This is a genomic window from Bradyrhizobium sp. 164 (genome assembly GCF_023073715.1).
GTDB lineage: Bacteria > Pseudomonadota > Alphaproteobacteria > Rhizobiales > Xanthobacteraceae > Bradyrhizobium.
This window is the reverse complement of the sequence record NZ_JADPKA010000050.1, coordinates 18,101-43,974: the sequence shown is the minus strand read 5'-3', so window position 1 is coordinate 43,974 and position 25,874 is coordinate 18,101. Positions and strand designations below refer to the sequence as shown.

Genomic DNA, 25,874 nt, shown 5'->3' with positions numbered 1-25,874 from the left:
CTTCTACCTCTTGCGCCCGCGCACCGCATCCGACAGCCGCTCGAGTGCTGTGTCGAGCGTCTCGTCCTTCTTGGCAAAGCAGAAGCGCACCACCGAGGTCACCGGGTCCTGCTCGTAGAAGGCCGACACCGGGATCGCCGCCACCTTGTAGTCCTTCACAATCCGCCAGCAGAACTCGGTGTCGCTCTCGTTCAGCCCGAGCGGCGACAGATCGACCGTGAGGAAGTAGGTGCCTTGCGACCTCAGCACAGGAAAACCGAGGCTCTCCAGCCCTTTGGTGAGACGGTCGCGGCTCCGCGTCAGGTCCTTGCGCATCGACAGGAAGTAGTCGTCGGGCTTGCCGAGGCCGTAGGCGATGGCGGCCTGGAGGTTCGGCGCGGTGGTGAAGGTCAAGAACTGGTGCACCTTGGCGGCGACGCGCAAGAGCGGCGGCGCGGCGCAGACGAAGCCGATCTTCCACCCCGTCAACGAGAAGATTTTGCCGGCCGAGCCGACCTTGATCGTGCGCTCGCGCATGCCGGGGATGGTGATCAGCGGGATGTGCTTGTGCTCGTCGAAAGTGACGTGCTCCCAGACCTCGTCGCAGATCGCGATGACATCGAACTCCTGGCAGTAGCGCGCCAGCAGCTCGAGGTCCTCGCGCGGATACACCACCGCGGAGGGATTCAAAGGGTTGTTGAACAGCACCGCCTTGGTCTTTGAATTGAAGACGCTTTTCAGCATGTCCTCATTCAGCCGCCAGTGCGGCGGCTCGAGTCGGACGAGGCGCGGAGTGCCGCCCGCCTGTCGGATGATCGGCAGGTAGGAATCATAGACTGGCTGGAAGCAGACCACCTCGTCGCCGGGCTGAACCACCGCGAGAATTGCCGAGGTCAGCGCCTCGGTGCCCCCGGAGGTCACCATCACTTCGCTCATCGGATCGAGCTTGAGCCCGTGCCAGTGCCCGTAATGGGTTGCGATCGCCTGGCGCAGCTCGGGCAGGCCCATCATCGAGGGGTACTGGTTGTAGCCGTGCAGAGAGGCATCAGCCGCGGCCCGGCGGATGTCCTCGGGGCCGGGATCGTCAGGAAAACCCTGGCCGAGATTGATTGCGGCATTGTCGCGCGCGGCCTGCGACATCGCCTCGAAGATGGTGACGGGAAGGTCGGCGAAGACCTTGTTTAGCGACGAGCTCTTGGTCGTCATCGCGAGCTCAGCCGCCAACCTTGCTGGGAAGACCGGCCGCTTTCCAGCCCAGCATGCCGCCGGCCAGATGCTTGTCGTAAGGCAGGCCCGCCGCCTGCGCCGCGAGCGAGGCGGTCACCGAGCGCTTGCCCGATCGGCAGGCGAACACGACCTGCTTGCCTTCGGGATCCGGGATCGCCTTGGGATCGAAGGTCGAGAGCGGAACCACGACGCCGTAAGGATAGGCCTCGGCTTCGACCTCGTTCGGCTCGCGGACGTCGACCAGCAGATAGCGGCCTTCCGCGACACCTTTGGAGACCTCGTCCGGGGTCAGATCCTGTACCTGATTTGCCACATCATCCTCCAACGTCGCGCCTATTGGCCGGGGCACCCGGTCGGCGGCAACCTCGCCTCTCGGCCGACGAAAATCAAGCGCTACAATGGCTTGAGCTGAGCGGTGCAAGTTAAAGCTAAATCGCAGCGACTTGAAGCGCAGCGTTGGTTTGCCTGCCTAGATCGTGACCTGCGTTCCAACCTCGACCACGCGGCCAGAGGGGATCTGGAAATAGTCGGTGGCGTCGTTCGCCGAGCGGCTCAGCGAGATAAACAGCCGGTCCTGCCAGCGCGGCATACCGGAATGGGCCGCCGGCTTCAGCGCCCTCCGCGACAGGAAGAAGGAGGTCGACATGATATCGAACTGCCAGCCGAGCTTGCGCGCGATCGCCAGCGCCTTGGGCACGTTGGGCGATTCCATGAAGCCGAATTTCAGCGTCACCTTTGAGAAGGTCGGTGAGATCTGCTCCAGCCGCACCCGGTCGGCCGGGTCGATGCGCGGGGTCTGCGCGGTGTCGATAGTGAGAATGACGTTCTTCTCGTGCAGCACCTTGTAGTGCTTCAGACTATGCATCAGCGCCGTCGGCGCGCTGAGTGGGTCCGAGGTCAGGAACACGGCTGTGCCGGGCACCCGCTGCGGCGGCCTTTTCTCCAGCATCGCCACAAGGTCGGCGAGCGGGAATTCGAGCTTGCGCGACTTGTCGAACAGCAGCCGGCTGCCCCGCCGCCACGTGTACATCAGGATGATCATGAGCGCGCCGAGCGCCAGCGGCACCCAGCCGCCCTCGAACACCTTGAGCAGGTTCGCGGCGAGGAAGGTCAGGTCGAGAAACAGGAACGGCACGATGAGCGCTGCGGCGGCGAACGCAGACCACCGCCAGACCTTCCAGATCACGACGAAGCCCATCATCGCCGTGACCACCATGGTGCCGGTGACGGAGATGCCGTAGGCCGAGGCGAGCGCGCTGGAGGATCGGAACAGGAGTACCAGCAGCACCACCGCAACCAGCAGCAGCTGGTTGATGCGCGGGATGAAGATCTGGCCGGAATGGGCCTCTGACGTATGGCGAATTTCGAAGCGCGGCAGCAGTCCGAGCTGGATCGCCTGCCGCGTCAGCGAATAGGCGCCGGTGATGACGGCCTGGCTCGCGATCACGGTGGCCATGGTGGCAAGCACCACCATGCTGCCGCGAATAAAACCTTGCGGGAAGAGCTGGAAGAACGGACTCACGATCGCCCCGGGATCGCTGAGGACGAGCGCCCCCTGCCCTAGATAGTTCAGCGCGAGCGATGGTAGCACGATAGACAACCAGGCCGTTTGGATTGGCCGCTTGCCGAAATGGCCGAGGTCGGCATAGAGCGCCTCGGCACCGGTGACCGCCAGGAACACCGCGCCCAAGGTCACGAAGCCGATGACGCCATGCTGAAGCATGAATGACACGGCGTAGAGCGGATTCAGCGCGTACAGCACTTCCGGCTGCGCGATGATCGGATGGACCGCCGCCGCGGCGATCACCGCAAACCAGACGCACATGATCGGGCCGAAGAAGGCGGCGACCCGGGCGGTGCCGCGCGACTGCACGGCGAAGAGGCCGACCAGGATCGCCACAGTCAGCGGCACGATGTAGGGCTCGAACCGCAGCGTCACGTCTTTCATGCCTTCGATCGCCGACAGCACCGAAAGTGCGGGCGTGATCACGGCATCGCCGTAGAACAGGGCGCCGGAGATGATGCCGAGCAGGACGACGGTCGCTCCGCCGGTTCCGACGGCGCGCTGGGCCAGCGCCATCAGCGCCAGCGTGCCGCCCTCGCCATTATTGTCGGCGCGGAGCAGGATCACGACGTATTTGAGCGTCACCACGACGATGAGCGCCCACAGGATCAGCGACAGCACCCCGAGCACGGCCGCCGGCGTTGGTAGCCCCTCCGCCCCCGAAGCCGCCATCACGGCCTCGCGGAATGCGTAGAGCGGGCTGGTGCCGATGTCGCCATAGACGACACCGATGCTACCGAGCGTCAGCGCACCGAAACGAGCCGTGGTATGGGCATCGCCATTGGCCGCCGCCGTTTCCGGGGCCGAAATTGCTACGTCGCTTGTCATGGAGAGCCTGGTGGCCTCTAAAATGCTTCACTGCACAATGGCGGAAGGGCGCGCGGCTTATAGTCCTGCGCTACCGGCATAGCATAGCCCGATTCCGGGCCTTAGGCATGCAAATTTGCATGACTCCGGCAGTTGCATTTAGATGGTGACCTGGGTCCCGACTTCAACCACGCGCCCCGTGGGAATCTGGAAATAGTCAGTGGCGTCGTTGGCCGACCGGCTCAGCGCGATGAAGAGGTGGTCTTGCCACAGCGGCATGCCCGACTGGGCCGAGGCCTTCAGCGATCGTCGCGACACGAAGAACGACGTGGACATGATGTCGAACTGCCAACCCTGCTTGCGCGCGATCGCGAGCGCCTTCGGCACGTTCGGCTGCTCCATGAAGCCGAAGCGCAAGCGGACCTTGAAGAACTTGTCGCTGATCTTTTCCATGCGGAATCGCTCGGACAGGTCGACCCGCGGCGTATGCGCGGTCTCGATGGTCAGGATCACGTTGTGCTCGTGCAGCACCTTGTTGTGCTTGAGATTGTGCAGCAGCGCCGTCGGCACGAACGACGGATCGCTGGTCAGAAATACGGCCGTGCCCTTGACGATATGCGGCGGCCGCTTCTCCAGACTTCGGATCAGATCGTCCAGCGGCACCTCGATCCGGCGCGTCTTCTGGATCAGGATCCCCGAGCCTTTCCGCCAGGTCCAAATCGTCCCCGCCATGGCGACGCCGAACAGCAGCGGCACCCAGGCGCCTTCGAGCAGCTTGAGCAGATTGGCACTGAAGAAGCTTAGGTCGACGACGACGAAGGGCATGATCACGGCCGCAGCCGTGGCAGCGCGCCAGTTCCACAATTTCCAGATGACAATGAAGCCCATGATGCCGTCGGCGACCATGGTGGTGGAGACCGCGATGCCGTAGGCCGAAGCCAGATTGCTGGGGGTGTGGAACAGCAGCACCAGCAGCATCACACCGATCAGCAGCAGCCGGTTGACGCGCGGCAGATAGATCTGGCCGGCATGGGTCTCGGAGGTGTAGCGCACCTCGAAGCGAGGGAGCAGGCCGAGTTGCACCGCCTGATAGACCAGCGAATAGGCGCCCGTGATTACCGCCTGACTAGCGATCACGGTCGCGACAGTCGCAAGCCCGACCAGCGGCAGCACCAGACTTTCAGGCACCATGCGATAGAAGGAATGCTCGATCGCGCTGGGATCGGACAGCACCAGCGCACCCTGCCCGAAATAGTTGATCAGGAGCGCCGGCAGCACGAAGAACATCCAGGCTGACTGGATCGGCTTGCGCCCGAAATGGCCGAGATCGGCATAGAGCGCCTCGCCCCCGGTCACAGCCAGGAACACGGCGCCGAGTGTGACAAGGCCGATCGTGCCGTGCGACAGCACGAACTGCACCGCGTAATAGGGATTAATCGCCGCCAGCACTGAGGGGTCGTCGGCGATGTGGACAGCTCCCATCACCGCGATGACGGTGAACCAGACCACCATCACCGGCCCGAACGCCGAGGCGACCAGCGCGGTGCCCTTGCTCTGCACTGCGAACAGCAATGCCAGGATGAGCACCGTGAGCGGCACGACGTAGTGCTCGAACGCAGGGGTTGCGAGCTTGAGACCCTCGACCGCCGACAGCACCGAGATGGCCGGTGTGATCATGGAATCGCCGATGAACATGGAGGCGCCAACCACGCCGAGCGCGAGCAGGAACCAGCTCCGCCGCCCGAGCGCACGCTGGCCGAGTGCCATCAGGGAGAGCGTCCCGCCCTCCCCGTTATTGTCGGCGCGCAGCAGCAGCAGGACGTATTTGGCGGTGACGACGATCAGAAGCGCCCATAGGATCAGCGAGAGCACGCCGAGCACGATGACCCGCGAGACCGGCTCGCCATGGGCCGCGCCTCTGACCGCCTCGTGGAAGGCATAGAGCGGCGAAGTGCCGATATCGCCGAAGACGACGCCAATGCTCCCGAGCGTAAGGGCCCAAAAACCTGATGTGACCGGCCCTTCCTGGGTCTCGGTCGATGTGATGCTCGCCGTCATGAGGGTGGAGAACGCTTCGTCCCTGAATTTGATCCGGCGCCTTTTGACGCTTCCGGCGGGCCTGTCAACCGGCTCACCACCATAGCAGGCGCCGAGCCGGATGCTGTGACGGCGCGGTCACGCTCGCCGCAGCGCGACGAGATGCCTCAGGTAAGATGGTAGCGCAAGTCCCTACGGCTTCAGATTCGGCGGCAGTGGCGGATCTTCCCGCATCAGGGTGATGGTCACCCGCCGATTGGCCGCGAGCGAGGGATCGTCCGGAAACAGCGGCTGGGTGTCCGCCTTGCCCGAGACAGCGAAGATGTGCGACGGCGGCAATCCTTCGCGTTCGAGGATCTGGCGCACGGCATTCGCGCGGTCGGCCGACAGGTCGAAGGCGCCGTAGTCGCTGCGGACCGGCACAAATCCCGCCGCGGTGTGGCCGGCGATGGAGACGCGAAGCGGCGTCGCCTTGAGCGGGATCGCGAGCTTCTCGACCAAGCGGCGGGTGCGGTCGTAAGGCACCTTGGAGCCGTCGGCGAACATCGAGCGGCCATCCTGGTCGACGATCTCGAGGTTGAGGCCCTGCTTGGTCTCTTCAAACATGATGTGCTTGGACATTTCCGTCAGTTCCGGCATGTCCTGCAACGCCTGGCGCAGCGAGGCCGCGGCGAGCGCGAAATTGCGGTCGACCTTGATCTTCGCCCCCGAGGTGCGGTCGCGATCATCCTGGTCGGGCGTCGGCGTGTTGGAAGCTTCCTCGGGCTGGATATGGTCGACGTTCTTCAGCCGCGGCCGCGTCGGCAGACCGTCGGACTCGACGATGCCGGCATAGCGCGCTTCGCTCTGCACGCCGAAGGCGTCGCGCATGGATCCGGCGACGATCTTCAACTTGTTGGCGTCCTGGGTCGAGAACGCGACGAGCATCACGAAGAAGCTCATCATCAGGCCCATCAGGTCGGCGAAGGTCACGAACCAGCCGTGACCGCCGCCGTGCGCATCGCCGCGTTTCTTCTTGGCCATGGTCTAGATCCCGGCGCGCGCGATCAGGCCGGCACCGGCTCGCCGTCGGCGTGACGGTGCTTCTCCGGCAGATAGGCCAGCAGCATTTCACGCACCAAGGTCGGGCTCTTGGAGTCGCGGATCATCAGGATGCCGTCGATGATCAGGGTGCGATTGGTCTCCTCATCCAGCAGCTTGCCGTGAAGTTTGTCGGCGATCGGCAAACAGAACAGGTTCGCGACGAGCGCGCCGTAGAGGGTCGCGAGCAACGCGGTCGCCATGAACGGGCCGAGCTTGGAAGGGTCGGTCATGTTGGCGAACATCTGCACCATGCCGATCAGGGTACCGATCATGCCGAAGGCAGGGGCGCAATCGCCGATGGCACGGTAGATCTTGCTGCCCTCGTCGAGGTGCATCAGGAAGTTGTCACGGTCGCGCTCGAGATTGTCGCGGATGAAGTCGAGGTCGTAACCGTCGGCAACGTAGCGGATGCCCTTGGCGAGGAAGGGTTCGTCGGTCTCGACCTTTTCCAGGCCGACCGGGCCCTGCTTGCGGGCGATCTCGGCGATGCGGGCGAGTTCGTCGACGAGGTCGTGGGCCGACAGGCGGCTCATGGTGAAAGCGAACTTGGCGCCGAGCGGAAGGCCATGCAGGAGCGCGCTGAGAGGAAAGCGGATCATGGTGGCGGAGATCGAGCCGCCGAAAATGATGATCATCGCATGTTCGGAGATGAACATGTGGAGATCGCCGCCCATGAAGATCATCGCAACGATGACGATGGTGCCCGCAATGAGCCCGACGCTCGTCATGATATCCATGGGAGACTCCAATGCGTACACGACAACGGCCGTCCTGGCCGCTGGCGCGGCCCAACCCCGAACCGCATCGGAACCCTAGAGCGCCGCCCTTAAAGCCGCGTAAAGGTTAAGTCTGGACAGCGAGGTACGGCGCGCCGCAGGCGCTGCGATTCCTGGTGGGCGGCGGGAATCTCAACACTTCGCTAACCATAACGGTCGCTAGGACGATAACCCCGTCAGCTCCAGGCTGAGCGCACGCAGGCGCTTGCGCGCGTCGGCATCGTAGGCCTGCGGATTTGCGCGTGCCTCGTTCATACCGTTGAAGAACAATCCGCTTCGATCAGCGACGTCGTCGCCCTCGACGAGGTGGAGGATGGCTGCACCGCCTTGCTCGACCGTCGACATCGGAGTGATCCCGCCGGCGCGCACCATCGTGGTGTTCATGTAGGTCGCGGGATGCAGCGCGTTCACGGTGATGCCGGTGCCCTTTAATTCCTGCGCCAGATCGATCGTGAACATGATCTGAGCGAGCTTGCTCTGCGCATAGGCGCGCGAACCGCTGTAGCCCCTGGTGATCATGACGTCGTCGAACTCGATCGGGTGCTGGCCGAGCGAGGCGACGTTGACGATGCGCGACGGCGCAGCCGCCTTCAGCAATGGCAGCAACAGATGGACGAGCAGGAAACCGGCGAGATAGTTCACGGCAAATCGCAGCTCGTGACCCTCGGCACTGACCTGCCGCTGCGGGCCGTCATTCTGCGAGCCGATGCCGGCATTGCTGACCAGGACGTCGAGGCGCTGGTGGTCACGTTTCACGGCCTCCGCGAGCGCACGCGTGCCCGACATCGATGACAGGTCGGCCTGGTAGAAAGTCGGCGCGATACCGCCGGCCTCCACGATCTCGTCGCTCAAGGTCTTCGCACGCGCCGCGTCGCGGCCATGGATCAGGACCCTCGCACCTTCTTTGGCCAGGCGGCCTGCAACGTAGCGGCCGACGCCGTCGGTCGAGCCGGTGATCAGAACCGTCTTGCCCTTCATCCTCATTGCGCTTCCTCCAACTGCGGCCCTGCGTCACATCCGTGACGCGCCATCATGCGGTACTCTGTAGCTATGCGGCATGCTCCATCGCAGGAGCCCATTTGCCATGTTGACGTTGTTCAGTCTTCTCACTGCGCTGCCGGCGGTACTGGCGCTCCATCTGCTCGAGCCGGAGCTGGTGCTGCCAGCGTTCAGCGCCCTGCTTTTTGTCGAGGCCGCCTTCGCCGTGATCGCGGCGCGGTTGATCCATCTCCCGGACAATGCGGACGACATCACCTTGTGGGACCTTGCGGGCGGCTTCACCCTGATCGGATGCGCCGCCGCGGTGTTCGGCGAGCCGGATCAGGCTGCCCTGTTTCTGACGGAACAAGGCGGCCCACGGTCGGTGCCCCGACCGTAGGCCGCTCCGCCGCGCGTCTAGTGAATCTCCGCCGAGCGCTTCAGCGCCGCCTTCAGCTTCTCCAGCGAAAAGTTGGGACTGCGGGCGATCTCGAGGATCGGGGTCTCGCGGCGGCCGCAGAGCTCGGCTGCCTCGGGCAGCTTTGCCGCGACGTCGATCGGGATCACGATGGCGCCGTGCTGGTCGGCATCGATCAGGTCGTCCGACTTAACGGTCATGCCGGCGACACGCACCTCGCCGCCAAAGCTCTCCGCATGCACCCAGGCATGCGACGGCCCGATCGAGCCTGCCAAGGCCTGGAAGCCCGGGGCCCATTGCGGGATGTCGCGGATCGAGCCGTCGGTGATGACGCCGAGACAGCCCAGCGCCTTGTGCACGTTGCTCTGCACCTCGCCCCAGAACGCGCCATAGCCAACGTCGGGGCCATCGATGTCCTGGATCACCGAGATGCGCGGACCGTGGCCGGTGCCGACATATTCGTAATAGTCGATGCGGCGCTTGGACTGCTCCTCAGCAGGAAGCGAGGATTTCAGCACCGAGCGGATCATGACCGTGCGGGCATAACCGACGATCGGCGGCAGATCGGGGAACGGACAAACAAGCTGCTTGGTGGTGTAGCCGATCAGCCGGCGCTCGGGCGCCACGATCTCCATGGCATTGCAGATCGTCGGCGTATCATAGCGGCCCAGCGCTTCGAGGACGGAAGCGGGCAGCGGCCCGGTCGCGGAATTGGTCACGGCGTTCTCTCCCAAATTGGCGGCCGCTGTTGGCGCGGTGCCGCCGTCACAGGGCGATATAGCCGAGATCAGGCATCAACCCAACTCAGCGGGACTCATGGCAGATATCCGCGTGTGGCCGCTTAGTGCAGCCGTCCGGGCCGGTCGTCGTCGTCGTGCGGCGGCTCGGACAAATTCGCCAGCGTCGGCGCCGAAGGCGGTGACGCGACCTCACCTCCCGCCGGCGCGGTGGTTTCCATCGCCCGCGCGTGATCGCGGTAGGATTTGTAGCCGAGCGGCAGGCAGAGCAGATAGAGCACCGTGCCGATCGACAGCACGTGCCAGGGATAGGCGATCAACAGCGCGATGAAGACGATGACGGCGACGAACGCCGGCAGCACCAGCTCGGGCGGCACGCGCATGCGCTTGGTCTTGCCGGAGAACACTGGCAGGCGCGACACCATCAGGAAGGCGATCAAGAGCGTGTAGCCTGCCGTTACCGCCGCGGGCCAGCGTCCGAGATCGAGGAACGCGACATAGATCGGCAGCAGCACGGTGATGGCGCCGGCCGGCGCCGGCACGCCGGTGAAGAAATTGGCCGCAAACGCCGGCTTGTTCGGATCATCCATCGTGGCGTTGAAGCGGGCAAGGCGCAGACCGCCCGAGATCGCGAACACCATCGCGGCGATCCAGCCGGCATTGCCGAGCTCGTGCAATTGCCAGAAATACAGCATCAGGCCGGGCGCAACGCCAAAATTGACGAAATCGGCGAGGCTATCGAGCTCGGCGCCGAACTTGGACTGGCCTTTGATCATGCGCGCGATGCGGCCGTCGATGCCGTCGAGCGCGGCCGCGAACACGATGGCATAGACCGCGAGCGACATCCGCCCCTCGATCGACAGCCGGATCGAGGTCAGGCCGGCGCAGATCGCCAGCAGCGTGATGACGTTGGGCACCAGCATCCGCACCGGAATCGGACGGAACCGCCGCCGGCGCGCGTCAGGATCTTTGAAATCGTAGGGCGTCATGGCTCGTCCTCACCTCAAGGCGAGATATAGCAAGCCGCGCTCCCCTCCGCCATTGCGGCGGAACGGCTTCCTGGAACGACTTATTGGTTAATTGGTGCGATAGGTGCGGCTGGCGTCGTCCCCGGCAAGATCGGCCAAAATCGTCTCGCCAGCGATCGCGGTCTGCCCTTCCCATACCAGCGCTTTGGTACCGACCGGCAGATAGACGTCGAGCCGCGAGCCGAAGCGGATAAGACCGAAGCGCTCACCGGCGCCAATCGCCTGCCCTTCCTTGACGAAGCAGACGATGCGCTTGGCCACGAGGCCGGCAATCTGGATCACGCCGATCCGCGCCGTGGGCGTCGTGATCACCAGCGAGTTTCGCTCATTGTCCTCGCTCGCCTTGTCGAGCTCGGCATTGATGAACAGGCCGGGCCGGTAGGCGATGCGGTCCACCCTGCCCGCGATCGGGCTGCGGTTCACGTGGCAGTTGAACACGCTCATGAACACCGAGATGCGCGGCAACGGCCGGTCGCCGAGCCCGAGCTCGGCCGGAGGGAGCGCCATGGTGATCATCGAGACGCGGCCGTCAGCCGGCGACACCACGAGCCCCTCGCGCACCGGCGTGACCCTGACGGGATCGCGGAAGAACAGCGCGCACCACACAGTCAGGATCGTGCCGATCCACCCCAGAGGGGACCACAGCCAGAATAGGATCAGGCTTGCCAGCGCGAAACCGCCGATGAAGGGATAGCCCTCCTTGTGGATCGGCGGGATCTGACGCTGGATCGAATCGAGAATGGACATCGCTCTCTGCCGCTGAAGGGTTGACGGCGCACGGGGCCGTCCCGCGCGGTGGAGTTGTTTAGGCCAGAGTTGGCACCCGAGACAAGGTCACTCCGCCGCCGCAGGCGCCGTCAGGGAATCATTGACCGGCGGCGGCTCCCGGTTGGGTGCCTCGCTACTGTCGGCCATCTTGGCCAGTTTCTCCCGCGCTGCCTCGGCCTCGCGCTGCCTGTTCCACATGCTGGCATAGAGGCCGCCCTGCGCGAGCAGCTTTGCGTGGGTGCCGCGCTCGGCGATACGGCCCTGATCCAGCACGATGATCTCGTCGGCGCCGACGATGGTCGAGAGCCGGTGCGCGATCACCAGCGAAGTGCGGTTCTTGGCCACGCGGTCAAGCGCGCCCTGGATCTCGTGCTCGGTGTGGGTGTCGAGCGCCGAGGTGGCCTCGTCGAGCACCAGGATCGGCGGCGCCTTCAAGACGGTGCGCGCGATCGCGACGCGCTGTTTCTCGCCGCCGGAGAGCTTCAAGCCACGCTCGCCGACCTGGGTCTCGTAGCCCATCGGCGCCAAGCGGATGAAATGGTCGATCTGTGCCAGCCGCGCCGCCTCCTCGACCTCGACATCGCTGGCGTCCCATCGGCCGTAGCGGATGTTGTAGCGGATGGTGTCGTTGAACAGCACGGTGTCCTGCGGCACCATGCCGATGGACGCGCGCAGCGAGGCCTGCGTGACGTCGCGAAGATCCTGGCCGTCGATCAAGATCTTTCCGCCGGAGACGTCATAGAGACGGAATAGCAGCCGCGAGATCGTCGATTTGCCCGCACCCGAGGGGCCGACGATCGCGACCGTCTTGCCGGCCGGCACCTCGAAGCTGATGCCCTTCAGGATCGGCCGCGTCGGCTCATAGGCAAAGCGCACGTCCTCGAAGCGCACGGTGCCGGCGGAGACGACCAGCGGCTGCGCATCGGGCGCGTCCTTGATCTCGGCCTCGCGGCCCAGCACACCAAACATCTTCTCGATGTCGATGATCGCCTGCTTGATCTCACGATAGACCATGCCCATGAAGTTCAGGGGCTGGTAGAGCTGGATCATCATGGCGTTGACCAGCACGAAATCGCCCACCGTGTTGGTGCCGTTGCGCACGCCGATCGCACACATCAGCATGGTCGCGGTCAGGCCGAGCGTGAAGATCACGGCCTGGCCGGTATTGAGCACCGCGAGCGAAGTATACGTGCGGACGCTCGCCTCCTCGTAACGCGCCACCGATCTGTCATAGCGCTGGGCCTCGCGCGCCTCCGCGCTGAAATATTTGACGGTCTCGTAGTTGAGCAGCGAGTCGATTGCCTTGGTGTTCGCCTCGGTGTCGGAATCATTCATCTTGCGGCGAATGCCGATCCGCCACTCGGTCGCGATGTAGGTGTAATACATGTAGAGCGTGACCGTGATCAGAGTGGCGACCACGTAGCGCCAATCGAACTGCCAGAGCAGCACGGCCATCAGCAGCGAGACCTCGACGATGGTCGGGATCAGCTGCAGGATCACCATGCGCACGATGACCTCGATGCCCTCGCGGCCGCGCTCGAGCACCCGCGTCAGACCGCCGGTCTTGCGCTCGAGGTGGAAGCGCAGCGACAACTCGTGCATGTGAATGAAGGTGATGGTCGCAAGCTTGCGCACTGCATGCATGGCGACGCGGGCGAAGATGCCGTCGCGCCATTGCGTCAGCACGGCCATCAGGATGCGCATCGCGCCGTAGCTCGCGGTCAGCAGCAGCGGCGGGGCGATAACCCAGAGCTGCCAATTGTCCGCCTGCACCGGCGCCGTGTTGGCGCCGGTCAGCGCGTCCGTCGCCCATTTGAAGCTGAACGGCACCGCGAGCGTGATCAGCTTTGCGGCGAGCAGCAGCACCAGCGACCAGACCACCCGCATCTTCAGGTCGAAGCGGTCGCCCGGCCAGATATAGGGCCACAGATGCGCCAGCGTGCCCATCAGCGTGGCCCGCTCCAGCCCTTGCCCCGCGGGAGGATCAGGAACGTCGGCGCCGTCGAACGATTGAGGTTGGTCCATCAAAAAGCCTGAAAGCCCGCCGGATGCGGGCGGCGTTACGATTTGCGATTTTCGCCCGTCATATAGAGCCTTCCCGATGCCAGCGCACCCCGCCAGATGGCGAATCTTCGATTGTTTGTCGCTATTTGCCGGTAGATTTCCGGGAGTACCGAATCACGGATTTGGCTTGACGCCTCTTCGCTGCAATGCATCATGGCACCAATGAGCACAATCAAAACCGTCTGTGTCTATTGCGGCTCCGGCCCCGGAACCAATCCCAACTTTACCGAAGGTGCCAAGGCATTCGGCAAGGCGCTCGCCGAGAACAACATCCGCCTGGTCTATGGCGGCGGCTCGCTTGGCCTGATGGGCGCGGTCGCGACCTCCGTGCTGGATCACGGCGGCACCGTCACCGGCATCATCCCCGACTTCCTGCGGCTGCGCGAGAACGCGCTGACGCGGGTGCAGGAGATGATCGTCACCCCCGACATGCACGAGCGCAAGCGGCTGATGTTCGAACGCTCCGATGCCTTCGTGGCGCTGCCGGGCGGCGTCGGCACGCTGGAGGAGCTGGTCGAGCAGATGACCTGGAAGCAGCTCGGCCGTCACGCCAAGCCGGTGCTGCTCGCCAACATCGACAATTTCTGGGAGCCGCTGTTCTCGCTCTTGTCGCATATGCGCCAGACCGAGTTCATCCGCGCCGGCCTGTCGATCGACATCCTCAAGGCCGATCGCGTCGAGGATATTTTACCGAAGCTGAAGGCAGCCGCCGCCCAGGTCGCCGAGGCGGAAAAGCAGATGGCTCCGGAAGTGGCACGCCGGCTGTAAGGATTACGCGCTCGGAAACGTCACCGCCTCGATGCGATTGCCGTCGGGATCGCTGACGAACGCCGCATAATAGCGCACGCGATCGTGGGGGCGGAGGCCGGGCGCGCCATCGGAGGCACCGCCGGCGGACAGCGCGGCGGCGTGAAACGCATCGACCTCATCAGTCGTCTTCGCCCGCAGGCAGATGTGCACGCCGCTCTCCGGCGGGACGTGCGGCATGCCCTCGCGCAAGTTGATCCAGAACTCTGGATAGGCCTTGCCGAAGCCGACCGTCCGCGGTCGCGTCACGAGGCGCGTGAGGCCGAGCGCGGAGAGCGCGGCCTCGTAGAATTTTGCGGCGCGATCGAGATCGCTGACGCCGACGGAGATGTGATCGATCATTGGTCGCGCTCCCCCTCTCCGCTGTCGTTCCGGGGCACGCGAAGCGTGAACCCGGAATCTCGAGATTCCGGGTTCGGCCCTGCGGACCGCCCCGGAATGACTCCCTGATAGCTACGCCGGCGCCCCCGACTTCACCAGCTTGTAGATCACCGAATCCATCAGCGCCTGGAACGAAGCGTCGATGATGTTCGGAGACACCCCGACCGTGGTCCAACTGTCGCCGTTCTCGTCCTCGCTCTCGATCAGGACGCGCGTGACCGCACCGGTGCCGCCGTTCAGGATACGCACGCGATAGTCGATTAGTTTCAAGCCCTCGATGTAGGTCTGGTACTTGCCGAGATCCTTTCGCAAGGCGACGTCGAGCGCGTTGACGGGACCGTTACCCTCGGCGGCTGAAATCAGGCGCTCGCCGGCGACGTCGACCTTGACCACGGCCAAAGCGACGGTGACGCGCTCGCCATGCGAATTGTAGCGCTGCTCGACATTGACGTCGAACTGCTCGACCTCGAAATAGTGCGGCACCTTCCCGAGCGTCCGGCGCGCCAGGAGCTCGAACGAGGCGTTTGCGGATTCGTAGGCGTAGCCCGCCGCCTCGCGCGCCTTCAATTCCTCGACGAGGCGCGTCAGCTTCGGATCGCTCTTCTCGTAAGGAATGCCGGCGCGATCGAGCTCGGCAATGACGTTGGAGCGTCCGGCCTGGTCGGAGACCAGCACCTTGCGGTGGTTGCCGACCAGTTCCGGCAGGACGTGCTCGTAGGTCTGTGGATCCTTCAGCACGGCGGAGGCATGAATGCCCGTCTTGGTGACAAAGGCGCTCTCGCCGACATAGGCCGCATGCCGGTTCGGCACGCGATTGAGCATGTCGTCGAGCGTGCGCGAGACCTTGACCAGCGTTGCCAGCTTCTCGGCCGTGACGCCGATCTCGAAGGCGTCGGCAAAGCCCTTCTTTAACCTCAGCGTCGGGATCAGCGAGCAGAGATTGGCGTTGCCGCAGCGCTCGCCAAGGCCGTTCAGCGTGCCCTGGATCTGCCGTGCGCCGGCACGCACCGCAGCGAGCGAGTTGGCCACCGCCTGCTCGGTGTCGTTATGGGCATGGATGCCGACGTGATCGCCGGGGATGTGCTTCGTCACTTCGGTGACGATGTCCTCGACCTCGTCAGGCATGGTTCCGCCATTGGTGTCGCACAGCACCACCCAGCGCGCGCCGGCCTCATAGGCGGCCTTGGCGCAGGCGAGCGCGAACGCCGCCTCTTCCTTGTAGCCGTCGAAGAAGTGCTCGCAGTCGAGCATTACCTCGCGGCCGGCGGCATTCGCAGCCGCGACGCTGTCGCGAATCGAGGCGAGGTTTTCCTCCTTCGTCGTCTCCAGCGCAACGCGCACCTGATAGGCCGATGACTTCGCCACGAAGCAGATCGCGTCGGCCTTTGCTTCCAGCAACCCGGCGACACCAGGGTCGTTGGAGACCGAGCGCCCGGCCCGCCGCGTCATGCCGAAGGCGATAAAGCGCGCATGATTAAGCTTGGGCTTGGTCGCAAAAAATTCGCTATCGAGCGGATTGGCGCCGGGATAGCCGCCCTCGATATAGTCGATGCCGAGATCATCGAGCATCGCCGCGATGACTTGCTTGTCGGCCAGCGTGAAATCGACGCCGTTGGTCTGCGCGCCGTCGCGCAGCGTGGTGTCGAACAGATAGAGACGCTCCTTGCTCATTGCGGCGCTCCAAGCGTCTTCTTCATGGTCGTGTTGGCGAGCCACTCATCATTGACGGTGACGCTGTTGCGCTGCTGGGCGGTGTAGCCGCGCTTGGCGAAGAAGCCCTGTGCGGTGTCGCTGGCGTCGACCGAGAGGCTCGTCGCACCGCGGCCGCCGGCAAGCTTCTCCAGCGCATCGACCAGCATGGTCGCAACGCCCTGCCCGCTCACTCCGGGATGCACATAGAGCATGCGGATATGATCGTTGCCGCGCAGCGAGGCGAAACCGATGGGCGAGCCTTCCAGCGTCGCGACCAGGGTCAGGTCGGCGGCGAGCCGCTTGCCGAACTCTTCGCTTTCCGCCGTCTCCATCCAGGCCTGCTGCTGCGCCTCGCTATAATCGTCGCCGGTCAGCTCCTCGATGCTGGCGGTGAAGATCGCGGCGAGCACCGGCACGTCGGCCGGCAGGAACGGCCTGAGTGCGGGCTTTGGCAAAGTCTGTCCCATGGTCTTCACCACATCCCATAGAGTTTCAGCACGATCGCCACGGCCGCGCCGAGCAGTGCGATCTTCAGCGCGATGTAGTAGAGCCAGTGCCGCGGAAAAGGCGTGTCGGGCCGCTTCATCGCGCAATCTCCCAGGTCGTGCCTTCCTTGGAGTCCTTGATCGCAACGCCCATCGCGGCGAGCAGATCGCGGATGCGATCGGACTCCCCAAAGTCCTTACGACGACGGGCGGCCGTCCGTTCCGCGATCAGGCGTTCGACTTCCTTCGCATCGATGCCGCTCGCCTGCTGCTTGCGGCTTTCCCATTGCGCAGCGCTCTCGGAGAGAAAACCGAGCAGCCGCAACGATCCCGCCAAGCCGTTCACGTCGCTGCCGCGCAAGCCGTGCAGCGCCGCGATCGCAAGGGACGTGTTGAGGTCGTCCAGCAGCGGCTCGACCACGGATGCTGCCGGCCTGCCGGATTCGACGTCGGCCGCAACGCGATACCAGTCGTCGAGCGTCTTGGCGCTCTCCTCCAGCGATTTCATGGTCCAGTCGATCGGCGAGCGGTAATGCGTCTTCAGCATGTTCAGACGCAGCACCTCACCCGGCCAATCCGCAAGCAGCTCATGGATGGTGATGAAGTTGCCGAGGCTCTTCGACATCTTCTCACTCTCGACCTGCAGGAAGCCGTTGTGCATCCAGTAGTTCGCCATGCGCTGCTGGTGGAAGGCGCAGCAGGTCTGCGCGATCTCGTTCTCGTGATGCGGAAACACGAGATCGATACCGCCGCCATGGATGTCGAAATGCTCGCCGAGATGCTTCCAGGCCATTGCCGAGCACTCGATGTGCCAGCCCGGGCGTCCCTGCGCGGCGATGCCCGCCGGCGATGGCCATGACGGCTCGCCCGGCTTTGATGGCTTCCACAGCACGAAGTCGGTGTTGCCCTTCTTGTAGGGCGCGACATCGACGCGGGCGCCGGCGACCATCTCGTCCAGCGAGCGATTGGATAGCGCGCCGTAGCGCGGCAGGCCGGCATTGGCCGCGTTCATTGCCTGCGGCGAGAACAGCACATGATCCTCAGCGACATAGGCAAAGCCGCCGGCGACGAGTTTTTCGATGATCTCGCGCATCTCGCCGACATGCTCGGTCGCGCGCGGCTCGACGCTCGGTCGAAGCGCGCCCAGCGCATCGACGTCGGCATGAAACTGCCGGCCCGTCTCCTCCGTGACCTTGCGGATCGCCTCGTTCAGCGGCAGGCCGGGAAAATCCCGCGCGGCGCGGTCGTTGATCTTGTCGTCGACGTCCGTGATGTTGCGGACATATTTGACATGCGCCTCGCCATAGAGATGGCGCAGCAGCCGAAACAGCACGTCGAACACGATCACCGGCCGCGCATTGCCAATATGGGCGAAGTCATAGACGGTCGGTCCGCAGACATACATGCGCACGATGTTGGCATCGAGCGGTACAAAGGTCCGCTTTTCCCGGCTCAGCGTATCGTAGAGGCGCAATTCCATATGGATACCCGTCGGCTGTTGGCCGGGCGTCCAAGGCTCTCAATGTTTTTGAGAAAAGACGGCTCCAGCCAGCGAATCGCTAGCTCGTAATCTCGCGGCAAATGGCGCAAATGGCGAGGAGACCGTTCATGCGGCCACATATGGGCTATGAGGCGGCTCCGCGTCAAGAGAGCCGCGAAAGCGCCGCTTTATCTCCGCAAAGCACGCGGCTCGCCCTGCTGGTTCGTGATCCTTAACCACTTGAGCCCATTCTGGAACTGGCGGTTCCATTTTTTCACGGGTATTTTCATGCGATCCTTGCTCGTCCTGATTTTGTGCGCCTCCACCCTTGCGGCAGCCAGCGCTTACGCCGAGACGCGCGTCTTCATCATTGCCAACCAGGCGGACGGCTATGGAGTTGACCAGTGCCTGGCCAAGGGCGAGAGATGCGGCGCCTCCGTCGCGCGCACCTATTGCCAGTCACGGGATTTTGCCCAGGCCTCGGCCTATCGCCGGGTCGATCCCGACGAAATTACCGGCTCCGTCCCCAAATCCGGCGCAAACTGCTCCCATGGCCGTTGCGACGAATATGTCGCAATCACCTGCCAGCGCTGAATTCCCTCGGAACTGGCGGACCTTAGGCCCAATCTTTGGCCCCTGAAACGACGTGACGATGCCGCAGGAAGCGGCTATGGGAGGGCGCGCTTCGGCCCTCAAGTCACTTCGGCTTCCCAAGTCACATTGGGCCGTGACCTCGCTAGAATGGCGGATATGCCTGAATTGTTGTCCCTGCCCCGTGCCCGCTTCCTCCTTGTCTGCACCGTGCTCTTGAGCACGGTCGTGCTCGCCACCGGCGCTTTCGCGCAGGTCGGCCCTCCGGGACCGCCGCCTCAGCCCGCCCAGAACGGGCTCGGCCCTAATCCGATGTGCGTGCGGCTGGAAGGCCAGCTCGCCGCACTCGACCGCGGCGGCGGTGGTGACCCCGCGCGCGAAGAGCAGATCCGCCGCTACCAGGATTCCCAGACCCGTCAGCAGGCCGAGCTCGATCGCGTCACCATGCAGGCCAAGCGCATGGGCTGCGATTCCTCCGGCTTCTTCTCGCTGTTCAGCGGCCAATCCGCGCAATGCGGCCCGGTCAACACCCAGATCCAGCAGATGCGCGCCAATCTGGATCAGATCACTGGCAATCTCGAGCGCCTGCGCGGCGGTGGCCCCGGCGGCTTCAGCCCCGAGCGCGACAATCAGCGCCGTTCGGTGCTGGCGGCGCTGGCGCAGAACAATTGCGGCCCGCAATATGCCAACGCGGCGCAGTCGCAAGGCGGCGGCAACTTCCTCAGCAATCTGTTTGGCGGCAATAACGCGGGCAATCCGCAAGCCGTTCCGCCCGCCGATCTCGGCCCGCAATCCGCCACCTTTCGCACCGTGTGCGTGCGCACCTGCGACGGCGCCTATTTTCCGATCTCGTTTGCGACCGTGCCGGCGCGCTTCCCCGACGACGAGAAAACCTGCAAGGCGCTGTGCCCGGCCGCGGAGGCCGTGCTCTACACCCATCGCAATCCCGGCGAAGACATGAACTCGGCGGTCTCGATCGGCGGCCAGCCCTACACGGCGCTGCCGACAGCGTTCAAGTTCCGCAGCGAGTTCAACCCATCCTGCTCCTGCAAGGCCGCAGGCCAGACCTGGGCGGACGCGTTGAAATCGGCGGACGACAAGGCCGCAGTCGAGCAGCAGGGCGACATCATCGTCACCGAAGAGAGCGCCAGGAAGATGCAGCAGCAGCGGCTCAACAAGGGCACGCCTGCGAATGCCAAGAAGGGCGCAGCTTCGGCGCCGACGACGGCCAATACGCCGGCCACGACGTCGCCGGCGGATACCGGCACCACCGCTAACTCCGAGAATAAGCCGATCCGTTCAGTCGGCCCGACCTTCCTGCCGCAGCAGCAGAAGTAGGCCGTTACTTTCTGTCATGCTCCGCGCAGGCGGCCGCCGGCGCGGCCGTTTCGGCCGTTACGGCTCTCCCTCGCGGCTCCAGGGGAAGAGATTGGCCGGAAAGTCTGCTGCGTAGCGCCTTCCCTTCCGGGGCGGGGGCGGTGCGTCCGGTGGGTTCGGATTCGGCTCGACCACCCGCCGGTAGAGGTGCCAGGTGGCATGACCGAGCACCGGCAGAACGACAGCAAGGCCGACGAAGAGCGGCAGCGAGCCGATCACGAGCAGCGCTGCCACAATGAGGCCCCATCCGGCCATCGCAATCGGATTCGCCGCCACCACTCGGAGCGACGTGCGGATCGCGTCGATCGCAGTCGCATGCCGGTCGAGCATCAACGGGAATGACACGACGCTGACGCACAGCGCGACAACCGCAAACAGGAAGCCGACGCCGCAACCGACGATGATGAGCGACCAGCCTTCCGGTGTCGTCAGCACGCGCGTTGCGAAGTCGGGAATGCTTGCGGCCGCCGCGTGACCGAAGATCGCGACATAGATTGCGTTCGCGGCACCGATCCAGGCCCCGAACAGGACCAGCAGGAGCACGCCGAGTTCTACCATGGCGCCGAACGAGGGTGCGCGCAGCACCTTGAACGCATCCCATGCATCGACCTCCTCGCCGCGCTCGCGACGACGGCTGAGCTCGTAGAGACCGATGGCGGCAAAAGGCCCGACCAAGGCAAAGCCGGCGGCCAGCGGAAACAGTAGCGGCAGCACCGAATAGCCGAGCACCATCCTGAACAGGACGAGACCGAGAACGGGATAAATCACGCACACGATGATCGCGTGACTCGGCATTGCCTGGAAATCCCCCCAACCCAGGCGCAGGGCCTCGGACAGGTCGGACAAGCTGATCTTGCGAATGGGATAGGAGGCCGCTTCGCCGAATACGTGCCGCCTGATGTCGTGGGAGTACAGAGTGGCCATGAACGGACCCTCCCGTGCTGAAAATCGCGGTTTCGATGACACGCGCTTTCCAGCCACGCGTGTCCGCCGGATAAGCAGGAAACGCGATGGGTCGGGTACGGCAACCCAGGTTCAGCGAACGAGCCTGGCCGGACGGAACCCGCCGCGACCTGCCTCACAAGCTTAGCGCGCGCGGGGCACGGCTGCACTCACGGTTGGGTGAATTGTGCGGCTGATTGTGCGTTGCATCACCCCGGACGCTGAGCGCACCTGATGCCCTGATGCTTGGTCGTGCCCGACGACGGCAACGCCCACGCCGCGTCGACACGAAAATATGCTCTATTGACGCCGGCTTAGGCTGGGATCATTTTAGACACAGACGCCCTAAGCTCCGATGAGATTGATGGTCGCGAGCGTTCCTTTGATTTCGCGACCAGTGGAATGGGCGAAGCAAGAGGCCGGAGATGGCATGAACGCCAACGAGAAAGGCCAGCCATCGCAACCGACATGAGCTCCGCCCTGGATTCGTATCCGTAGCCTTCAATGGCAAGGATGGATCAGGATGGCTGTCGCACTGATATTGCTGCTGGTCGCGATTGGCTCCGTGCTGTTTCACCTCTACAGCCCGTGGTGGTGGACGCCGATCGCCACTAACTGGGCCTATATCGACCACACCATCAACATCACGTTCTGGATCACGGGCTTTGTATTCGTCGCGGTCATCGCCTTCATGGCCTACTGCGTCTTCCGCTTTCACCACAAAGAGGGAAGACGGGCCGATTACAATCCGGAAAACAAAAGGCTCGAATGGTGGCTGAGCGTCGGAACCGGCGTCGGCGTCGCGGCCATGCTGGCGCCTGGCCTCGTGGTCTGGCACCAGTTCGTGACGGTGCCTGCGGATGCCACCGAGGTCGAGGTCATGGGGCAGCAATGGCAATGGAGCTTCCGCCTTCCGGGCAAGGATGGGCAATTGGGCACATCCGACGTCCGCAACATCGCCTCCGACAATCCGATGGGGCTCAATCATGACGACCAACACGCGCAGGACGACGTCGTGATCGAGAACGGCGACCTGCACCTTCAAGTGGGAAAGCCGGTCAAGGTTCTGCTCCGCTCGGTTGATGTCCTGCACGATTTCTACGTGCCCGAATTCCGGGCCAAGATGGACATGGTTCCAGGCATGGTGACCTATTTCTGGATAACGCCAATCCGAACCGGAACGTTCGATGTTCTCTGTGCGGAGCTTTGTGGCGCTGCTCACTATCAGATGCGGGCCAAGGTCATCGTCGACGAAGAGCGTGAATATCACGCTTGGCTGGAGCAACAAAAAACGTTTGCAGAATTGTCGCCGGCGAAGGCCGTCGTGAAGGCGACGTTCCAATCCGGAGGCAACTAGCAAGCTGCCGCCGCAAAGATAGATCGGGTGCATGAGGCCAACGCCTCCCCCGATGGAAACGACCGAGGAGGTTTCTGTGGTCGATATTCCATATGAAGGGATCCCCGGCATCCCGCCTGCCGAAGTACCTGATGTCGAGCTCTATCATCCGAGGAGCTGGTGGACACGATATGTCTTCTCGCAGGACGCCAAGGTGATCGCTATTCAGTATTCGCTGACGGCCACGGCGATCGGGCTGGTGGCCCTGGTGCTATCGTGGCTGATGCGGCTGCAATTGGGATTCCCCGGCACCTTCTCTTTCATCGATGCCAACCAATACCTTCAGTTCATCACCATGCACGGCATGATCATGGTGATCTATCTGCTCACCGCGCTGTTCTTGGGCGGCTTCGGCAACTACCTGATCCCGCTAATGGTCGGCGCGCGGGACATGGTCTTCCCTTATGTGAACATGCTGAGCTACTGGGTCTACCTGCTCGCAGTCCTGGTGCTGGCCTCGACATTCTTCGTGCCCGGCGGCCCCACCGGCGCCGGCTGGACGTTATACCCGCCGCAAGCAATCCTCTCCGGAACGCCCGGGCAGGATTGGGGCATCATTCTCATGATGTCGTCCCTGATCCTGTTCATCATCGGCTTCACCATGGGCGGACTGAATTATGTGGTAACGGTACTCCAGGCCCGCACCCGCGGCATGACGTTGATGCGCTTGCCCCTGACGGTGTGGGGCATTTTCACGGCGACCGTCATGGCGTTGCTGGCATTCCCTGCCCTGTTCGTTGCCTCGGTCATGCTGCTGCTCGACCGCCTGCTCGGAACCAGCTTCTTCATGCCTTCGCTCGTCGAGATGGGCACGCTGTCGAAATATGGTGGCGGCAGCCCGCTGCTCTTCCAGCACCTGTTCTGGTTCTTCGGCCATCCCGAAGTCTACATCGTCGCCCTGCCCGCCTTCGGCATCGTCTCCGATCTGATCAGCACGCATGCGCGCAAGAACATCTTTGGTTACCGTATGATGGTCTGGGCGATCGTGGCCATCGGCGCGCTCAGCTTCATCGTATGGGCGCACCACATGTATGTGAGCGGCATGTTCCCGCAATTCGGGTACTTCTTCGCCACCACAACGCTCATCATCGCAATCCCCACCGCGATCAAGGTCTACAACTGGGTGCTGACCCTGTGGCGCGGCGACATCCATCTCACGGTGCCGATGCTGTTCGCCCTCGGCTTCATCATCACCTTCGTGAACGGCGGGCTCACCGGCCTCTTCCTCGGCAACGTCGTCGTGGACGTGCCCCTCTCGGACACCATGTTCGTGGTCGCGCATTTCCACATGGTGATGGGCGTGGCGCCGATCATGGTCGTGCTCGGCGCGATCTATCATTGGTACCCCAAGGTCACGGGACGGATGCTGAACGAGGCCTTGGGCAAGTTTCACTTCTGGGTCACCTTCCTCGGCGCGTACCTGATCTTTTTCCCCATGCACTATCTTGGACTGCTCGGGGTTCCGCGGCGGTATTTCGAACTCGGCGATGCGACATTCATCCCATCCTCGGCCCATTCACTCAACGCCTTCATCTCCGTGGTGGCCTTGACCGTCGGCTTCAGCCAGATGGTGTTCCTGTTTAATCTTGCCTGGAGCTTGTTCAAAGGTGAGGCCTCAGGCGGCAATCCGTGGCGGGCGACGACGCTAGAGTGGCAGACGCCGGAGACCCCTCCAGGGCACGGCAACTGGGGCAAGGAGCTCCCGGTCGTGTACCGCTGGGCCTATGACTACAGCGTGCCCGGCGCCGCAGAGGACTTCATTCCGCAGAACCAGCCGCCGCGCGCGACGCAGCTCATTCAGGGAGCTGCTTCGTGAGCGCCGTCATCCTCTTCCTGGCTGTGCTTGCGGTGATCGCCGGTTGGTGGCTATCGCAGCAGCGGCTGACGGCCAAGCCATGGCTGGAGGAAGGCCCGGTCGGTAACTTCCCGGGCGGCGATACCATGACCTGGCCGGCAGCGAAGGTCGGACTTGGCGTGTTTCTCGCCGTCGCGAGCGCATTATTCGTCCTCTTCATCAGCGCCTACTCGATGCGCATGAGCGTGGTGGACTGGCGGCCGCTGCCGATACCGCGACTGCTGTGGGTCAACACAGGAGTCCTGGTCCTGAGCAGCGTCGCGCTGCAATGGTCGTACGTGGCCGCGCGCCGACACGATGCTGAAGGCGCCATGATCGGTCTGCTCGCCGGCGGAGCGTCTGCCGTGATCTTCCTCGCCGGGCAGCTCCTGGCCTGGCAACGGCTGGGGGCTGCCGGATATCTCGTGGCGTCCAATCCGGCGAATTCTTTCTTCTACCTGTTGACCGCAGTGCACGGGCTCCATCTGACAGGCGGTCTGGTGGCCTTGGGCCGAACCTCAGCCAAGATGTGGCGCGGCACCGAGATCGCCAACATGCGCTTGAGCGTGGAGCTGTGCGCCATCTACTGGCACTTCCTGCTGCTGGTCTGGCTTGTCCTGCTCGGTCTTCTCACGGGCTGGACCGACGATTTCGTCAACATCTGCCGCCAATTGCTGAGCTAGAGAGACCAGATGGCTGAGACCGTGCTCACAAATCCGGGCCAATCGCCTGCGCGGCCTGAGGGCTGGCGCGGCGTCGCCGACGACTGGGCGTCCGATCAGCGCGCCTTCAAGAACGTGTCCTGGGGCAAGGCCATGATGTGGATCTTCCTCCTCAGCGACACCTTCATTTTCAGTTGCTTCCTGCTCTCCTACATGACGGCGCGCATGTCGACGACCGTGCCCTGGCCCAATCCCAGCGAAGTCTTCGCTCTCAACATCGCCGGCAAGCACATTCCGCTGATTCTGATCGCCATCATGACGTTTATCCTGATCAGCAGCAGCGGCACCATGGCGATGGCCGTCAATTTCGGCTACCGACGCGATCGCGTCAGAACCGCGGCCTTAATGCTGGCCACGGCAGCCTTCGGCGCGACCTTCGTTGGAATGCAGGCCTTCGAATGGACCAAGCTGATCATGGAGGGCGTCCGGCCCTGGGGCAATCCATGGGGTGCCCCGCAGTTTGGCGCGAGCTTCTTCATGATCACGGGCTTTCACGGCACCCATGTCACGATCGGTGTGATCTTCCTCATCGCCATCGCGCGGAAGGTCTTTCGCGGCGATTTCGACGTCGAGAGGCGCGGCTTTTTCACGAGCCGCAAGGGGTATTACGAGATCGTCGAGATCACGGGCCTGTACTGGCACTTCGTCGATCTCGTGTGGGTGTTCATCTTTGCATTCTTCTATCTTTGGTGAGGTCGGCG

23 protein-coding genes and 1 pseudogene are annotated in these 25,874 nt (G+C 63.7%); 8 read left to right on the top strand and 16 right to left on the bottom strand.

Annotation, left to right across the window (positions count from 1 at the left end; all coding sequences use genetic code 11):
* Nucleotides 1-3: 3 nt before the first annotated feature.
* The 7 genes from IVB01_RS17485 to IVB01_RS17455 form a co-directional block, all read right to left on the bottom strand.
* The gene (locus tag IVB01_RS17485; protein WP_247276831.1) at nucleotides 4-1,185 is read right to left on the bottom strand and encodes an aminotransferase; all 1,182 of its coding nucleotides are present in this window, start codon (nucleotides 1,183-1,185) and stop codon (nucleotides 4-6) included.
* A 7-nt stretch (nucleotides 1,186-1,192) separates the two neighbouring features.
* Nucleotides 1,193-1,519 (bottom strand): rhodanese-like domain-containing protein, encoded by a 327-nt coding sequence (locus IVB01_RS17480; protein WP_247276830.1) that lies wholly within the window; start codon nucleotides 1,517-1,519, stop codon nucleotides 1,193-1,195.
* 156 nt (nucleotides 1,520-1,675) lie between these two features.
* Entirely contained in the window at nucleotides 1,676-3,598 is a 1,923-nt protein-coding gene (locus tag IVB01_RS17475) for a potassium transporter Kup (RefSeq protein ID WP_247276829.1), read from the bottom strand.
* A gap of 138 nt (nucleotides 3,599-3,736) precedes the next feature.
* Nucleotides 3,737-5,635: a potassium transporter Kup gene (locus IVB01_RS17470; RefSeq protein ID WP_247276828.1), complete on the bottom strand. Its 1,899-nt coding sequence runs from the start codon at nucleotides 5,633-5,635 to the stop codon at nucleotides 3,737-3,739.
* Nucleotides 5,636-5,806: 171 nt separating this feature from the next.
* Complete coding sequence (locus IVB01_RS17465; protein ID WP_247276827.1) at nucleotides 5,807-6,637, bottom strand: flagellar motor protein MotB; 831 nt, start codon at nucleotides 6,635-6,637, stop codon at nucleotides 5,807-5,809.
* Nucleotides 6,638-6,660: 23 nt separating this feature from the next.
* Nucleotides 6,661-7,434 carry a MotA/TolQ/ExbB proton channel family protein gene (locus IVB01_RS17460; protein ID WP_172788099.1) on the bottom strand — a complete coding sequence of 258 codons (774 nt, stop codon included), beginning with the start codon at nucleotides 7,432-7,434 and terminating at the stop codon, nucleotides 6,661-6,663.
* A 198-nt stretch (nucleotides 7,435-7,632) separates the two neighbouring features.
* A complete protein-coding gene (locus IVB01_RS17455; protein WP_247276826.1) occupies nucleotides 7,633-8,457 on the bottom strand; it encodes an SDR family NAD(P)-dependent oxidoreductase in 825 nt (274 codons plus the stop codon).
* A 100-nt stretch (nucleotides 8,458-8,557) separates the two neighbouring features.
* Between IVB01_RS17455 and IVB01_RS17450 the strand changes: the two genes are divergently transcribed.
* Nucleotides 8,558-8,851 (top strand): hypothetical protein, encoded by a 294-nt coding sequence (locus tag IVB01_RS17450; protein ID WP_247276825.1) that lies wholly within the window; start codon nucleotides 8,558-8,560, stop codon nucleotides 8,849-8,851.
* Between the two features lie 17 nt (nucleotides 8,852-8,868).
* Here the strand turns inward: IVB01_RS17450 and IVB01_RS17445 are convergent, their stop codons facing one another.
* The 4 genes and pseudogenes from IVB01_RS17445 to IVB01_RS17430 form a co-directional block, all read right to left on the bottom strand.
* Nucleotides 8,869-9,588 carry an RraA family protein gene (locus IVB01_RS17445; protein ID WP_247494707.1) on the bottom strand — a complete coding sequence of 240 codons (720 nt, stop codon included), beginning with the start codon at nucleotides 9,586-9,588 and terminating at the stop codon, nucleotides 8,869-8,871.
* A gap of 122 nt (nucleotides 9,589-9,710) precedes the next feature.
* Nucleotides 9,711-10,595 carry a phosphatidylcholine/phosphatidylserine synthase gene (locus IVB01_RS17440; protein ID WP_247276823.1) on the bottom strand — a complete coding sequence of 295 codons (885 nt, stop codon included), beginning with the start codon at nucleotides 10,593-10,595 and terminating at the stop codon, nucleotides 9,711-9,713.
* 87 nt (nucleotides 10,596-10,682) lie between these two features.
* Nucleotides 10,683-11,396 (bottom strand): annotated as a pseudogene (locus IVB01_RS17435) (phosphatidylserine decarboxylase); the annotation flags it as partial.
* Nucleotides 11,397-11,468: 72 nt separating this feature from the next.
* On the bottom strand, nucleotides 11,469-13,427 hold the full coding sequence (locus tag IVB01_RS17430) for an ABC transporter ATP-binding protein/permease (protein WP_247276821.1): 1,959 nt from the start codon (nucleotides 13,425-13,427) through the stop codon (nucleotides 11,469-11,471).
* Nucleotides 13,428-13,628: 201 nt separating this feature from the next.
* On the opposite strand from IVB01_RS17430, the gene IVB01_RS17425 reads away from it, so the two are divergent.
* Nucleotides 13,629-14,234, top strand: coding sequence for a TIGR00730 family Rossman fold protein (locus tag IVB01_RS17425; RefSeq protein ID WP_247276820.1), 606 nt, complete (start codon nucleotides 13,629-13,631; stop codon nucleotides 14,232-14,234).
* Nucleotides 14,235-14,237: 3 nt separating this feature from the next.
* Here IVB01_RS17425 and IVB01_RS17420 read toward each other — a convergent pair whose 3' ends face one another.
* The 4 genes from IVB01_RS17420 to cysS all read right to left on the bottom strand — a co-directional run bounded on the left by IVB01_RS17420 (nucleotide 14,238) and on the right by cysS (nucleotide 18,311).
* The gene (locus tag IVB01_RS17420; RefSeq protein ID WP_247276819.1) at nucleotides 14,238-14,615 is read right to left on the bottom strand and encodes a VOC family protein; all 378 of its coding nucleotides are present in this window, start codon (nucleotides 14,613-14,615) and stop codon (nucleotides 14,238-14,240) included.
* Nucleotides 14,616-14,726: 111 nt separating this feature from the next.
* Nucleotides 14,727-16,325: a citramalate synthase gene (gene cimA, locus IVB01_RS17415; RefSeq protein WP_247494706.1), complete on the bottom strand. Its 1,599-nt coding sequence runs from the start codon at nucleotides 16,323-16,325 to the stop codon at nucleotides 14,727-14,729.
* Nucleotides 16,322-16,813, bottom strand: coding sequence for a GNAT family N-acetyltransferase (locus IVB01_RS17410; protein WP_247276817.1), 492 nt, complete (start codon nucleotides 16,811-16,813; stop codon nucleotides 16,322-16,324). Before IVB01_RS17410 ends, cimA begins: the two co-directional genes overlap by 4 nt.
* A 115-nt stretch (nucleotides 16,814-16,928) precedes the next feature.
* Nucleotides 16,929-18,311 carry a cysteine--tRNA ligase gene (gene cysS / locus IVB01_RS17405; protein WP_247276816.1) on the bottom strand — a complete coding sequence of 461 codons (1,383 nt, stop codon included), beginning with the start codon at nucleotides 18,309-18,311 and terminating at the stop codon, nucleotides 16,929-16,931.
* Between the two features lie 288 nt (nucleotides 18,312-18,599).
* On the opposite strand from cysS, the gene IVB01_RS17400 reads away from it, so the two are divergent.
* Both IVB01_RS17400 and IVB01_RS17395 read left to right on the top strand, forming a co-directional pair.
* Nucleotides 18,600-18,905, top strand: a complete 306-nt coding sequence (locus tag IVB01_RS17400) for a hypothetical protein (protein ID WP_247418496.1) — start codon at nucleotides 18,600-18,602, stop codon at nucleotides 18,903-18,905.
* A 147-nt stretch (nucleotides 18,906-19,052) separates the two neighbouring features.
* Complete coding sequence (locus IVB01_RS17395) at nucleotides 19,053-20,240, top strand: DUF2865 domain-containing protein (RefSeq protein ID WP_247418495.1); 1,188 nt, start codon at nucleotides 19,053-19,055, stop codon at nucleotides 20,238-20,240.
* Nucleotides 20,241-20,297: 57 nt separating this feature from the next.
* Here IVB01_RS17395 and IVB01_RS17390 read toward each other — a convergent pair whose 3' ends face one another.
* Complete coding sequence (locus IVB01_RS17390) at nucleotides 20,298-21,203, bottom strand: DUF2189 domain-containing protein (RefSeq protein ID WP_247276814.1); 906 nt, start codon at nucleotides 21,201-21,203, stop codon at nucleotides 20,298-20,300.
* A gap of 541 nt (nucleotides 21,204-21,744) precedes the next feature.
* On the opposite strand from IVB01_RS17390, the gene IVB01_RS17385 reads away from it, so the two are divergent.
* From IVB01_RS17385 to IVB01_RS17370, 4 genes are all read left to right on the top strand, one after another.
* Entirely contained in the window at nucleotides 21,745-22,578 is an 834-nt protein-coding gene (locus IVB01_RS17385; RefSeq protein ID WP_247276813.1) for a cytochrome c oxidase subunit II, read from the top strand.
* A gap of 76 nt (nucleotides 22,579-22,654) precedes the next feature.
* Nucleotides 22,655-24,433, top strand: a complete 1,779-nt coding sequence (locus IVB01_RS17380; protein WP_247276812.1) for a cbb3-type cytochrome c oxidase subunit I — start codon at nucleotides 22,655-22,657, stop codon at nucleotides 24,431-24,433.
* Nucleotides 24,430-25,134, top strand: coding sequence for a cytochrome c oxidase subunit 3 (locus IVB01_RS17375; RefSeq protein WP_247276811.1), 705 nt, complete (start codon nucleotides 24,430-24,432; stop codon nucleotides 25,132-25,134). Before IVB01_RS17380 ends, IVB01_RS17375 begins: the two co-directional genes overlap by 4 nt.
* Nucleotides 25,135-25,143: 9 nt before the next feature.
* Nucleotides 25,144-25,866, top strand: coding sequence for a heme-copper oxidase subunit III family protein (locus IVB01_RS17370; protein ID WP_247276810.1), 723 nt, complete (start codon nucleotides 25,144-25,146; stop codon nucleotides 25,864-25,866).
* Nucleotides 25,867-25,874 lie beyond the last annotated feature (8 nt).